The organism is Bacteroides sp. OM05-12, from assembly GCF_003438995.1.
Taxonomy (GTDB): domain Bacteria; phylum Bacteroidota; class Bacteroidia; order Bacteroidales; family Bacteroidaceae; genus Bacteroides.
On record NZ_QSUN01000003.1, the window covers coordinates 101,416 to 115,795 of the forward strand.

The window sequence follows — 14,380 nt, forward strand, 5'->3', positions numbered from 1 at the left end:
TAAAAGAGGCAGCCCCAGCCGGAAAAGATTAATTATTATATTAGTAATGTATTTAATTCTTCTCTTTGTCGAAAAGGAATCTTAATCATACCAAGACTATCTCACAATAAGTTTCTTGGTTACAATATTATTTCCTGATTCAACACGAACATAATAGTTTCCTTTGCTCCAACCTTCAGCTTGTACGGTGACATCTTTATCGGCAGAAACGGCTTTAATCAATTGTCCCATTACATTGTAAACTGAAATATTGGCATTATCGGAAGCTGTCTTTACTGTAAACGAAGTGTTTTCCACAATTATTGTAGGATAAACCGATACAGGTTCATCTTGTTTCATCGCATTAATACCGTTGACAGTACCCTTACCTATCTTCACACCGCGTACACAAGTCGGATTAATCCCTGAAGGCATATCAAAAGTCAAATCAAAACTACCTCGTCCGCTTTTGCTATAACCATTATTTTCCGGTTTATCCGCACTATGCAGGTTTACGCTGACCTCTTCATCATTTACCGAGCAAAGAGCCATATCATCATATCCATCACCATCTACATCAAGCAATACAGGAATGTCGTTTTTAGTTCCAAACTGCATATTAGCTATATCCTGATTGGCAAAGTCCGGAACCTTATGTTCGGTAGTAGAAGGAGTAAATGAACACAACCATGCACCCTTATCGTATAAAACGACATCTGCCAGACCATCATTATTCATATCTCCTGCTAACAATGCATCCGTATCCGTAATACCAAAAGCTAGATTTACATCTGCAACATCTTCCAAAAAGAAATGCATCAGCCACCAAAGGCCATATTCATTATCACGACGAATAGCTACATCACCGATTCCGTCTCCATTAAAATCAGCGGTAAGAGCTTTATCTCCAACTGCCATACCATAAATAATATCTTGCGGATCAACAAAGTTGTTATTCCCATCATTATAATAGAATTTCCAATGAATAAGCTGATCTACAGAACAAGAACGATCTACTTCACACAAATCAAAATAACCGTCACCATTGGCATCGTATACAAAAACCTCGGATATAGCCACATCTTTTGTCTGAGTAGGAACTGTAAGGTCAATCTTACCATCCAAATCAAAATCAAACTGATAACCGGCTTCAGCAGACCAATACACAATACCGTCTTTATTCTGACCGTAAGAAAAAACGGTCATTAAACTTACTAAAAATACAAGTGTTAACTTTTTCATAACCATTAAATTTAAATTATACAATAATGAATCTATACTTCTTTTTTATCGGAATATTACCGAGGAATATAATTGATTGAAATGACGCTGCTCTACATCGTTAATCGTCAACAGATAAGCTCCCTGTGACAGTGTAGGAACATGACAGGAAAGAACCCCGTTATTAAACTTAGTCCTGCTTTTATAGCAAATACGTCCTCCTAAATCTACCAACCGGACCTCATAAAGAGATTCTTCTTGCATCTCACCAGAAACAATCTGCATACAGCCCTCATCATCAAAATAAACACTTACGGCTTCATCTTTTTTTTTAATCGAATCGATACCGGAATATCCTTCCGACATAAAAATTAAATTGTCGTAATCCGCACTATTACGGTCTACCGGTCCTAAGTGAACAGAGATGACTATGGCATTTGCCCAATCTTCTCCCCACAATTTCACCAAGTCTTGTTGAATATTTCTTTCATACTCTACCCACTCACCAACTATTGGTTTTACAGGAGTTAAAGTAAGATAAGCCAGTCCAGGCTGAGAATAACCTACACGATAGAATATATCCCTGGTTTCCCATACCGGAGAACTATCAGATGGTTTTATCAGACGGAAGCCAAACCAGCAAGCCGTAGTATTATTGGAACGAATAGCTATCTTGAATCGATTAAACTGATCTATAGGTACCCGTATCGCCCCATCAGAAGTAGTCGTAAAACGAATTATACCCGGAGTTACCTGCAATGCCCTTTCTCCGGCAAATGCATCCGTAATAATACTTGTCTGAGAGATATTACCATTATAATCATTAGCAACAATCAACGGTTCCTGGTCATCAAGAACAGAAACAGCATCACACTGCGCCGGACGCAAAGTTTCTCCTTTTGCATCATATTGGAATGGAAAAATATCAAATGACATTGCATCATCATCCATCTCATCCAGCATTCCGGAAGCATTATCCAAATTAAGTACTAAGGTTGCAAATGTATCAAGTGTCGGCAATGATACTTTTATTTTAGTCCCTTCCTTTACATAATTCACCTTCTGACGACCTTCCAGAGTTACACAATAAAGATCAGTCGGAACAACATTTTCCGGTAACGTAAAAGAAACGCCAACTGCTCTGCTTTGCGGTGTAGCATTAACCGCATCCCAACGCAATTCAGTTGTAGTACCATAGTTGATCAGATTTATAATCATTGCATCAACCCGACGGGTACGTTTATCCCAACGTTTTTTCAGTTTTGCATAAACTCCTGCTATATTATCATCCAACGACAAGTCCGAATTATTATAATCGGCAATCACATAAGCGTGATTAGAATAATAAAGATAACCTCCATAAGCCTCCGTAAATTCATTCCAACGGGCAATGCGCTCAAGAACTTCCACCGGATAATTTACCGCATGAAAAGGAACCGGGTCAGTGAAGCCTGCTACTCCATCAACTACTTGTGCTGCCGGATAACCACCTGCAGAAAGACAAGTAGCGAACTGATAATCAATATTCTGCTTCGGCCAACTTGTCTTCAAATTCATTTCTGCCGGAGGATAGAAGTTAGCAAATACAGGTTTATCCGGGTAACGCGACTTCGCTTCATAAATATCACGATAAAGATCCGTATATTTCGTTCCTGTACCAAAAGGCCAAAGTTCCATAAATTGATGATTGGCTACCGCTCCTGTGGTATAATGAGGCACATTCCCGTTTGTTGACGGAAGCTGTAAAGCCGTAGTCGTCACATCCGCACGTTCACCTTTTACAGCTAAATCCAACCGGTTAACCAACGGTGCCATCTCATTCGAAAAATTGCAGGTAATAGAAGTCCCGTCACAAACATAACTATCAGGCAAGCCATACCAATCCCAACGATACCCGTCCCAATTATATTCTCTTTGAGCTTCTACAGCTTGGGAAACAAAATAGTCATTGAAATTCTTGTATGTATCTCCATTTATAATATACGGAGCATTCACCGATTCATTAGTGGACATCAAGTAGAGATAAGAACCTCCATAAGTTATAAAGCTACGATCAGCGGCATTACGCATCGCCCAATTAGGATAATCATGTGCAAAAGCCGGAGTTGCGGCGTATATACCTGTATAACAAATAGAACGTCCACCAATACTACGGAACTTTTCAATTTTCTTTTTCATCATATCTTTGCTTGTCCAAAGACGATCATCACCTACATAGGTATTCCATGTCTCTGTTTGAGGAGCAATTTCCTCATGAGCTCTCATCCAGGGGTGATATTCCAATGTATTTATTCCTGCCGCTTTCAAATTATGTGCCCACTTATCCACATCCAAAGAATTATCAAAAATACATGTCCATCCATGACGTAGATTCACTTCTTTTCCCATTTCTTCCACTGTTGCCAAAGGAAGCGTTACCGGACGTGAATTATCCATATCTGCCGCCATAACACTCAAGACATCCGATACCGGTACAGTTATAGCACGGTCAACAGCCCCAAAACCATTAATATCTGCATAATGCTCAAACCTTGGTTTATCTGCCGACCAGTAATTAATAAGAATCTGACCGGTTGAAGAACGATAAAGTGCCATATCCGTATAGCCGTCTCCATTAAAATCACCGGTAAAAGGTATATCTTCCGCTGTACCAAAAATAACTCCATTAATGGCTAAAGGCATATCAAACTCCGGATATCCGGTCAAAGAAGAAAAGGCTACGTACCATGTCCCTGTAGAAGGACGATAAACAGCAATATCATCTATTCCATCACCGTTAAAGTCACCGGCAAGCGGGATATCCCCCGGTAAGCCGAACTGACCTTTGGCATCGAAATTTCCCTCACAAGGGGAAAAATCGATATACCAAGTAGCCAGCGCTCCTGAACCCGACCGCATAACAGCGATGTCACTTTTTCCATCACCATTAAAATCACCGACAACACATTTGTCTGCTTCACTAACTCCAAAACTAATCGGGCTTTCTTCAATCCAATTACCTTTACCTTTATTTATTTTCCATACCCATTGGATGTTTTCACTATCTAATTTAATTTCACAAAGATCCGCCAAACCGTCCCCGTCATAATCGCCAACGCATGCTCCCCCTAGGAAAGAGGCATCTACCGTCTGCGAAATATGAGCTTGACTACCGATATCAAAAGACCACCCTGACCGGGTTCTATAAACCAAATCATCATGGGCATTTATCGACAAAAACAAACATAGCAACCCTGAGGACATCAATATTTTCTTTTTCATGTTCTTATCTTATTGGAGAGCCATTGGCTTATGGCTCTCTACTACTATTAATAAATGATTTTGCCTTAATATCCCGGATTATTCGGTCTTAAATTAGGATTCGCATCAATATCATCCATTGGTACAGGTAACAATAAATGCTTCGGAGTAGTGAAATTGGTTTTACCTATACTATGGAAGAACTTCTTCGCATACTCACCATTTTCATCGTAACGAATCAAATCGAACCAACGATGTCCACCTTCAAAGGCAAGTTCCATACGACGTTCATGACGAATAATTTCTCTCAACTCGGCTTGATCTTCCGTATCCACATTCGGTAAGCCCGCTCTGGCACGAACACGATTTAACGGTCCGCCTTCTTCATAAGAAGTTGCAGGTGCACATGCTTCTTTGGTATGTCCTGTTTCATTCAAAGCCTCTGCATACATGAGCAATACATCCGCATAGCGAAGTACCGGAAAATTAAGAGGACTATCCATTGCACGATCCTGACCTATATCTTCACACAAGAACTTCTTAACATTATGACCGGTCTGTGAGCATGAAGGATCATAAGACCATCCTTTATACTGATCACCTTGACACCACACAGAAACTTTCTTACGCAAATCTCCTGGTTCATAAGAATCAACAAATTCCTGGTAAACGGCAAACCAACCGAAGTTACCCCATCTACCACCAATAGCGATAGGAGCCAAAGGAGCCAAATAATCATTATGCCAAGCACCTTGTCCCAGAATATCGAACTCCGCATAAGTCGTTACATCTTTCTCATATTGTACTTCAAACAGACTTTCCGGACCATTCTCGCGCGAATAATCAAAATTCCAGTCATACTTCTTATTCAATGAATAAACATTCAAAGTTTCCAGTTCTTCAATCGTCGAGATGGTATCATCATATCTTTTCAACGTTAAATAAACTTTGGCTAATAACCCTAAAGAAGCTCCCTTCGTAGCACGACCTATATCAGAAGATTGTTCATATTGCGCGGGCAACAGAGATGCCGCATCTTTCAAATCCTGTATAATTAACTCGTAAATCTGTTCCTTAGGAGCTCGATGAACCTGCAAATCATGTGCAGCCGTTTGTTGAATTTTAATCAAAGGAACATCACCGAATAAACGAACCAGATTGAAATAATACAAGGCACGCAAGAAATGAGCTTCACCTTTATATTGAATAATTTTATCCGGATCTACGTGAACAGCATTATCTACATTATTCAAAATCCAATTCGTACGGCTAATTCCTGCCCACGGTCCACGCCATAGTTCCTTAGCACCGGAATTATCACTGGTTGTTATAAAATTAGCTAATTGAGTCGTCTCCAACCCATTGCCTCCGGCTTCATTTCCTACACTACCTTCACCTGCCACTATATCAAGAGTCCACATACGGAGGTTATACATATACGAACTTTGTAATCGCTGATACATTGAATTAACTCCACTTTCAATTTCTTCAGCAGTACCTTTCTCAAAGAAATTATCAGTAATAATCTGATCATTGGGTAATATCTCCAATTTATCCATACAACTCTGATTGCAGAGCGATAATCCTAAAAAGGTGAATATATAAATATACTTTTTCATAGTCTTATATTATTAGAATTTAACAGATGCACCAAACATATATGTACGAGCAGAAGGATATACACCATAATCAAGCCCATTTAAACCCACTTCAGGATCTAATCCCGAATAATTAGTTATCGTACAAAGATTATCGAAGCTAACATAAAGACGTAATGCTTTAATTTTCGCTTTACTTGTCCATTGCTGCGGGAACGTATATCCGAAAGTCAAGTTCTTCAACTTAGCATAAGAACCGTTCTCCAACCAACGAGTCGATGCCCGGGAATTATTATTCGGATCAGCATAAATAGCACGTGGCATTGAAGTGCTGGTACCTTCCCCTTTCCATCTTTCCAAAGTTGAAGCTAACTGATTATATGTACTGTTCATACTTTCATGGCTGGCTCTGACTCCATTCCATACCTGATTTCCCAAAGCACCTTGAAAGAATATACTTAAATCGAAGTTTTTATAACTGAAGGTATTGTTAAATCCAAAGAAACAATCAGGTGACGGATTACCGATTACAGTACGGTCCAAATCATTTATACTTCCGTTTTTATCTACATCCACAAACCACATATCACCGGGAGAAGTATTTTTATAAGGGTTATGAGAAGCTTTATCCGCAGCACGATTCTCCATTACCGGACCAGTAAAGACTTCATCAAGCGTCTGATATACTCCTCCTAATTTGTAACCATAGAAAGAGTTAATAGACTCTCCTTCGCGAATAAGACTTACTCCGTTTAAGATTTCAGGCCCTCCGATAGAAACAACTTCATTATGGTTGAAACTCATATTCAAATTGGTTTCCCATTTAAATTCTCCTATAAAATTCTTAGTATTAATAGTAAACTCAAAACCTCTATTCAATACTTTACCAATATTTACCGGAGGCCAATCACCTTGTTCCAAAGAAGTACCACTGGTTTGAGGTACCGGTTTCTTTGTGAGCATATCTATCGTATTTTTCTTATAAAAATCAATATTTGCAACGATGCGATTCTGCAAAAAGCCTATATCAATACCTACATTATATTGCTCCACAGCTTCCCATCTTATAGATGGATTAGACAACAAATACGGATAAATCAAATCCACTAAATTAGATTCAAAGCCACGTTGGGAACCAAAATTATAAACACCGTTTACGCTCAATTTATCTGCAAATGTATAAGATCCGATATGTTGATTACCGGTCTGTCCATAACCAGCCCTAAGTTTCAATTGGGAAATAGGTTTCACATCTTGCATAAAAGATTCATTGGCTACATTCCATGCAGCAGCAAAAGATGGGAAAAAGCCAAAACGATTATCTTTTCCGAACTTAGAAGAACCGTCGGCACGAAAAGTTGCAGTCAACAGATAACGATCATCAAAAGAATAATGCAAACGTGTCATGTATGACATTAATGCCCACCGTAAAGAGTTACCACCAACATCCGTAGCTTTGGTTGCGTTATCCAATTCAGTCGTAAGTTCGCTGGCACGTCCTGACCCTGCTGCGGAAACGGATTCTTTCTTATATTCCTGATAAGACGTACCAACCATTGCATTCAATTTATGCTTTCCAAAAGATCTATCATAGTTCAAAATATTATCCCACAAATATAATTGCTCATAAACGGAAGCAATTGACTGCATCGTATTCTTCGACTCATTCATCCCCCATTTGTATTTAGGTATGTATGAGTTATTATAATCATATCCTAATTCAGCTCCTCCCGTTGTTTTAAATTTCAAACCTTTGATGATTTCCCATTCAAGAGATATATTAGACAACATACGAAAGCCTTTCATCCGGTAACTTTGTTCGTTGATAATAGCCACTGGGTTGAGTGCATTACCATTCCACTCGGCATTACCCGTAGGACCTGCATATTCTCCGTTTTCATCTTTTATCGGAATAGACGGAAGAATACGCATCGCATTTTGAATTACCGTTCCGACCGGTTGATTGCGTCTGTTTTCCGCACTTAAATTTACATTTGCTCTAACCGTTACATTGGAAGCTATTTTGGAAGAAATGTTTGATTGTAAACTCAGACGTTCAAAGGAAGAGTTTTTCATAATACCATCCTGAGTATAATACCCTAAAGAAGTGGCGTGACTTATTTTTTGATTTCCTCCCAGAATAGAAAGATTTACTTTCTGCATCGGTGCAGTATGGAATATAGCATCCGTCCAATCAGTACCAACACCCAAAGACTCAGGATCGGCAAATGCTGGATTCAAAGAATACTCAGGTCCCGCATTGGTACGCATCTCATTATGCAAAGCGGCATATTGCGCTGCATTCATCATCTTATATGTCTTTGCAGAATGCTGTATGCCATAACTATAATCAAAATTAATTTCCGTATGGCCTTCTTGCGCTTGCTTAGTCGTAACCATCACGACTCCATTGGCACCTCGTGAACCGTAGATGGCTGTAGCCGAAGCATCTTTTAAAACGTCTATGGACTCCACATCATTAGGATTCAAATACCACATGCCTGCACTAACCGGAACTCCATCTATAACATATAAAGGAGAAGCATCATTGATAGTACCGAGTCCACGTACAAGAATGGAGACATCTCCACCGGGAGCACCGGAGTTTTGTACAACCTGAACACCGGACATTTTTCCGGCAATAGCTTGCATAACATTTGATGTTGCATTTTTGGTGATTTCAGATGATTTGACTGAAGAAACCGCACCTGTAACATCTTTCCTTTTCATCGTTCCGTACCCCACTACTACCACTTCATCCAAAGTCTCAACATCCTCTTTCATTACTACATTAATAAATGTTTTATCAGAAACACTCACTTCGGTAGTAACGTATCCTATATAAGAAAAAACCAATACAGGACGTTGCCCTTTGACTTTCAGTGTAAAATTACCGTCCAAATCAGTAATGGTAGCATTATTAGTTCCTTTTTGGGAAACAGTTGCGGCAATAACAGGTAATCCATCTTGCCCTTTCACCGTACCTTTTACCGTTTGTTCTTGTTGTGTTACATGCATGACTCCCATTGTACTACCCTCACTCGGATTGTCAGTAATACCAGTTGCATGAACAGCAATTGGAGAGATAAGAAACATCGCAGTCCCGATAAGCAAAGTATGCTTCATGCGACTTTTACATAGATACTCTGTTTTCATATTCATTGTGTTTTTCATTATTACAATCAACTTAAATTTCAATTAAACAAAAGAATTATGGTTAGCATTGAATGACGAATGTAAAATTACAGTTAAACGACATACGTTCTTTCCATCATTTTAGCTGATTATTATGATATCTTACCATAATAAGCTTTCCCATTCCTATTTATTGATATTATTCCAATATCTTATTAAAGAATTCCTATTTCAACAGACGCGGCTTACCACCCTTACGCCAATATTCCTCAATCTTTTCCAAAGAAACTCCTTTCGTTTCCGGAACATAGAAGTATCCCCATATAAGTGCCGCAAAAGCTATTACTGCATAGAACCAGAAAGCACCTGCCGGATTCCCAAGATTCTCACCTTCCACATATATCTCCGTACCTTCTATCGTAAAAGCATGAACTATTTTGAAGAAAGTAAAAGACACAATACTATTAAAGAACCATACAGATAAAGAACCCAAAGAAGAGCCCAAACCTCTTAGTTTCTGAGGAAAGATCTCGGAAATGATAAGCCAACCCAACGGACCTATACTGATGGCATAGAACGCCACATAAAAGAAAACCAATATAATAGACAACCATTTACCCATTTCGCCAAGCGAACCGGAAAATGCAAAGCAAATCCCAAGTAAGACTAACGAGATAGTAATTCCCGTTAAACCGGTAAAAAAGAGTTTGCGCCGCCCCAATTTATCAACAAAATAAACCGAAACAATCGTAAAAAGCAGATTTATCACTCCTACTCCTACTGAAGCCCCAATAGCAGACACTGTTCCCTCAAATCCCGCCATTAAGAAAATCTTGGGGCTATAATATATTACGGTGTTAATTCCGACAAACTGCTGGAAGAACATAATGCCGACACAAATTATCACAGCATTACGCAACCACGGTTTAAACAGTTCACGATAACTGGATTTTTCTTCGCGGCTTTTAGATACCTCATCCTTGATTGCTTTGAAAGCCTCATCTCTTACCTTCGGAGATTCAATTCTCGACAGGATAGCCAAGCTTTCCGATTCTCTGCCACGGCTCATCAACCAACGCGGAGTTTCCGGCATATAAATCATACCGACAAATAAAATGATTGCAGGGATTACACCCACATAGAACATTGGACGCCAACAATCCATTTTACTGTCATCAGCGAAAAACAAATCAGAAAGATAAGACACCAATACTCCGATAGTTATCATCAATTGAAACATGGAGACCAAAGCTCCGCGTTTCTTTGTAGGAGAAATTTCCGCTATATATAAAGGTACGGCAAAAGAAGAGACACCGATAGCAACTCCCAAGAATAAACGCGAAGCTATAAGATGATAAACATCAGGAGCAAATCCCGACCATAATGCACCAATGGCGAAAATAACAGCCGAAGCCAATATTACTTTCTTACGTCCTAACGTATCCGTTACTTTTCCGCAAAACAGTGCTCCAAGAATAGCTCCGCATAAACCGGAAGCTGTGACAATTTCAATCATATTATTGTCTATTCCAAAATCTTTCTGGAAGAAAGGAATAGCTCCGGAGATTACACCGGTATCAAAGCCAAACAGAAGTCCGCCTGTTGCTGCAACCACTGCGATAATATAAATCAACTTACTATTATACTCTGTTTTCATGGTAATTAAATTATGACTGGTTACTAATTCTCAAATTTAAGGCTCATACCTTTCCCATACCTCTTTTTTAAGTTCCGGCCGGGGAACGTATAAGAATGTATCCGGGTTCTTCTCAAAAGTTGTATAAATGGATTCACCTTTTACAATGCCAAGCGATGAATAATCCGCAGGAGATTTACAAATCAGCTTTGATTCTTCATACAAGGGATTTGCTTGCCATTCAATTTCATTCTTTTCGTTAAAGACAGGAAACCATGCAATGCCTTTATGCTTGCGAACGCCCTCATATTCAAAGCCATAATCACGATCACACCAAGCGCCGAAAGTCAATGGCTTATCCGGATTAGCGCTAATTGTAGCATGTGCCCAGTATGGAGGAACAATTACAACATCTCCGGGACGGGCATAAACAGCAAAACAACGTCCGGGATTATCTTCCGCATATTCCTGCATATAAATAATAGCTTCACCCGACCATATTTCATATACTTCCGGAGTAGACCAATGACTAAACTTGGATATCCAATGAATATGTCCCTGACTGCGTATAGGTTCTTTTCCTAATTTTCCGGCAGCATAGGTCACTACTCCATATAAAAGATGCATATCTTTCAATAATTCAGCATGAATCTTTTTACCGACATCCATCGCTATTGCATAAACCACTTCGGGCCCTTCACAATCAGGATCTGACAAACTTTTACGAATGTCTTTCAAATATCTGTTCTCAACCTGAGGCCCAAAAACATCGGTGCCATAGACAAACCCCATCGGATTTGTCGTAGGCTCTATATTAAAACCGGGATTAAATTTCATTGTAGTACAAATTAAGCGTTATGTTTAACGAAAGCTTTAATGGTAGCGCATTGCTTTCCTTCGGACTCTCCATAAGGACGGATTGTATATTCTTTTATTGACTCCGGAATAATGAAAGTCTCTGCGTAATGAACCACAAAAGGTTCAAACTTTCCTTCGGGGCTCTCTACTATCGTTTCCCTGCCTTCCACCAGATTCAGAACATTCACACTACCATCCGTTTTATGCAGAACAGGCACTGTAAACCAATGGCGACGAGTTTCAATAAATTCGTTTTCATGCAAACCTGTCCGTTCCTCTTTCCAGCCTTGCCCTTCTCCTACCGTTTCAATATGGTTAAATATTTCTTTCTTTACCCATGATTCGGTACGATTCCACTGAATGACTTCCTTTCCATGCTTTATGTTGATTGGACGCGGACGACCATCCAGCCCCAAGCGTCCCCAATCCCAAAGTTTAAAAGTAAAGATATAAGGAGTGGCACTGATTTCAAGCACCATTCCATTTGTTCCGGAACAGTGTATAGTACCTGCCGGTATCAGCAAGTGATCGTGTTTCTTGACAGCATAATGGCCTACATATTTCTCAGCATCAAAGTTTCCGCTCTCCTGCGCTTCATTAAGCGCATTAATCATTTCATCCGGATGGATGTTTTCTTTCACGCCTAAATAAACAGTAGCATCTTCCGTCGCATCCAGCATATAATAGCTCTCGTCTTGCGTATAGTGCATACCGAACTTTTCCTGTATATATTGTGTTAAAGGATGCACCTGTAAGCTCAGGTTCCCTCCCCCCATCGTATCAAGAAAATCAAAACGGATAGGGAACTCGTCACCGAAGCGTCCATATACCGGATTACCTAACAAACGTGCCGGATAAGCAAATACGAGGTCGATAGAAGGGATCTCAAAACGGACATTTCCAAATCCCAAATAAAGGCTATTCTCCTCCGGCACACAGTCAAAGCACCATGCAAAGTTGGCTGTATTCCGGTCAAGGTCGCATACTTCTTTCATCCATTGTCCACCCCACGGTCCCGGATCAAAGAAAGGAACCACTCTAAACGGAGTTTGAGAGGCTTTTTCCAATCCTGCCCATACAGCTTTTCCCGTAGCCATTTTAGGAGTGCCGGCGATATTCGTATCCAGCACATAATCCCATTCTCTCATCAGTTTCTTTTTGAAACGGTCACAGATGCGCCAGTCAACAAAGAAGGCTCTCTTATATTGCAAAGAAGCACGTTCTTCTTTATTCTCAACACCAACATTGGATATTTCATTTCTACGAAAACGCATCTGTATTTCCCAACGGGCCATATCGGCATAAACAAGCAAGTCATATACTTGCTGCACATAAGCCGCCCCGACTCCATAGACAAAAACGACACCTTCTTTGACCGCAGCTACTTTGGAACGAAGTTCAGCCAGCTTCTTCCCATCAAAATAACAATCCATATTCAGACGAGTCATATAGCCAAATATCTCATCGTCTGTGATGTCTTGCTTCAAGATAGCGTTAATCTCATCGGAAGATAACATGGCGTCTGCCGAATAGAACCAATGGGATGCAGGGAAACGGGCTTGCAAGGAAACGACTACTTCTTCATCCAACACCCCCTGATAACATTCTAAAACTACCACCTTTACCTTTTCGTTGATTTTCATCAAGTCCCGGTTCAGGCACTCCGCAATAGCATCCCAACCAGTATAGCACTCTCCATCCGTGCCCGGCACATTTACTACCGGATATTTATCATAATTAGATGTATGATTATAATATTTGTTCATAATACTTTTCTTTTTTAATTGTTGATAGTGTATAAGAAATTCCTAAAAGCGCGGCATTGTCTCCCAATAAAGACGGCTTGATTTTCACTTTATATTCCGGAGCCCACACCAAACGATCTACCCGTTCCTTTATATAAGGCAGGATTATATCCGCACTACGCATTATACCTCCGCCCATTACTATAATCTCCGGATCATACGCATGAATATAATTGATGATAGCCGCAGCCCATACGTCCATACACTCTTTGCACAAAAGGGTCGCTTCCGCTTCTCCTTGTCGCATTAAACCAAATAAGGTTTTGAAATCATAGTGAGTCGCCTTTACTTTATATTCATTACTGATTTTAGGATGTGTGCGAATAATTTCCGGCAGGAAAAAAGAGGAAGCCATTGCCTCGACACAACCTATATTCCCACATGTACAACGCCTGCCCCGATAGTCGACAATGATATGTCCTCCTAACGAACCGGCCTGATAATGGTTGCCGTTTATTATGCGTCCATCCAAAACAACTCCGGTACCGATACCCGTACCAATCGTCATCATTACCATATTCCGGCAATCTTTTCCTGCACCGAAGTGCCATTCTCCGGCCAACGCCAAACGAGCATCATTATCAATGATAAAAGCAACTTCCCAATTCTTATAAACCCAAGAACTGAGGTCTATATCACAAGCATCATCATACTTGTCATTGGTAGAAGTAACCTTCTTCTCCTTCGGATTCACCATGCCGGGAAAAGCCAATCCTACACCGGAAAACTCTTCTTTCGGCACTTTCCACTTACTCAGCAATCTATTTATTATGGCTTCCATAGATGCCAGATTGCTGCCCAAGCCATCGGTTTCGGCCGGAAATGAAGTGAACTCAAGTATTTCATCCCCTTTGACCAAACCTATCTTGATAATCGTGCCCCCCAAATCTATCGCTATACAATACATC

General features: G+C 40.0%; 8 protein-coding genes. All 8 read right to left on the reverse strand.

Going from position 1 to position 14,380, the window contains the following annotated elements; all coding sequences use genetic code 11:
- Positions 1 to 96: 96 nt before the first annotated feature.
- The 8 genes from DXB63_RS03765 to DXB63_RS03800 all read right to left on the reverse strand — a co-directional run bounded on the left by DXB63_RS03765 (position 97) and on the right by DXB63_RS03800 (position 14,379).
- A complete protein-coding gene (locus DXB63_RS03765; protein WP_122125063.1) occupies positions 97 to 1,221 on the reverse strand; it encodes a T9SS type A sorting domain-containing protein in 1,125 nt (374 codons plus the stop codon).
- Positions 1,222 to 1,266: 45 nt separating this feature from the next.
- Complete coding sequence (locus DXB63_RS03770; RefSeq protein ID WP_122125064.1) at positions 1,267 to 4,461, reverse strand: glycoside hydrolase family 66 protein; 3,195 nt, start codon at positions 4,459 to 4,461, stop codon at positions 1,267 to 1,269.
- Positions 4,462 to 4,526: 65 nt separating this feature from the next.
- Positions 4,527 to 6,059 carry a RagB/SusD family nutrient uptake outer membrane protein gene (locus DXB63_RS03775; protein ID WP_122125065.1) on the reverse strand — a complete coding sequence of 511 codons (1,533 nt, stop codon included), beginning with the start codon at positions 6,057 to 6,059 and terminating at the stop codon, positions 4,527 to 4,529.
- 12 nt (positions 6,060 to 6,071) lie between these two features.
- The gene (locus DXB63_RS03780) at positions 6,072 to 9,194 is read right to left on the reverse strand and encodes a TonB-dependent receptor (protein WP_233522772.1); all 3,123 of its coding nucleotides are present in this window, start codon (positions 9,192 to 9,194) and stop codon (positions 6,072 to 6,074) included.
- Between the two features lie 205 nt (positions 9,195 to 9,399).
- A complete protein-coding gene (locus tag DXB63_RS03785) occupies positions 9,400 to 10,830 on the reverse strand; it encodes a sugar porter family MFS transporter (RefSeq protein WP_122125066.1) in 1,431 nt (476 codons plus the stop codon).
- 36 nt (positions 10,831 to 10,866) lie between these two features.
- Positions 10,867 to 11,646 carry a glucose-6-phosphate isomerase family protein gene (locus DXB63_RS03790; RefSeq protein ID WP_122125067.1) on the reverse strand — a complete coding sequence of 260 codons (780 nt, stop codon included), beginning with the start codon at positions 11,644 to 11,646 and terminating at the stop codon, positions 10,867 to 10,869.
- Between the two features lie 11 nt (positions 11,647 to 11,657).
- Entirely contained in the window at positions 11,658 to 13,433 is a 1,776-nt protein-coding gene (locus DXB63_RS03795) for a class I mannose-6-phosphate isomerase (protein WP_122125068.1), read from the reverse strand.
- Positions 13,417 to 14,379 carry an ROK family protein gene (locus DXB63_RS03800; RefSeq protein WP_122125069.1) on the reverse strand — a complete coding sequence of 321 codons (963 nt, stop codon included), beginning with the start codon at positions 14,377 to 14,379 and terminating at the stop codon, positions 13,417 to 13,419. The genes DXB63_RS03795 and DXB63_RS03800 overlap by 17 nt, the downstream gene beginning before the upstream one ends.
- Position 14,380: the final 1 nt, after the last annotated feature.

Bases quoted from the DNA above. Each gene is read 5' to 3' on its own strand.
- DXB63_RS03765 (WP_122125063.1), bottom strand. From the start codon at position 1,221: ATGAAAAAGTTAACACTTGTATTTTTAGTAAGTTTAATGACCGTTTTT.
- DXB63_RS03770 (WP_122125064.1), bottom strand. From the start codon at position 4,461: ATGAAAAAGAAAATATTGATGTCCTCAGGGTTGCTATGTTTGTTTTTG.
- DXB63_RS03775 (WP_122125065.1), bottom strand. From the start codon at position 6,059: ATGAAAAAGTATATTTATATATTCACCTTTTTAGGATTATCGCTCTGC.
- DXB63_RS03780 (WP_233522772.1), bottom strand. From the start codon at position 9,194: ATGAAAACAGAGTATCTATGTAAAAGTCGCATGAAGCATACTTTGCTT.
- DXB63_RS03785 (WP_122125066.1), bottom strand. From the start codon at position 10,830: ATGAAAACAGAGTATAATAGTAAGTTGATTTATATTATCGCAGTGGTT.
- DXB63_RS03790 (WP_122125067.1), bottom strand. From the start codon at position 11,646: ATGAAATTTAATCCCGGTTTTAATATAGAGCCTACGACAAATCCGATG.
- DXB63_RS03795 (WP_122125068.1), bottom strand. From the start codon at position 13,433: ATGAACAAATATTATAATCATACATCTAATTATGATAAATATCCGGTA.
- DXB63_RS03800 (WP_122125069.1), bottom strand. From the start codon at position 14,379: ATGTATTGTATAGCGATAGATTTGGGGGGCACGATTATCAAGATAGGT.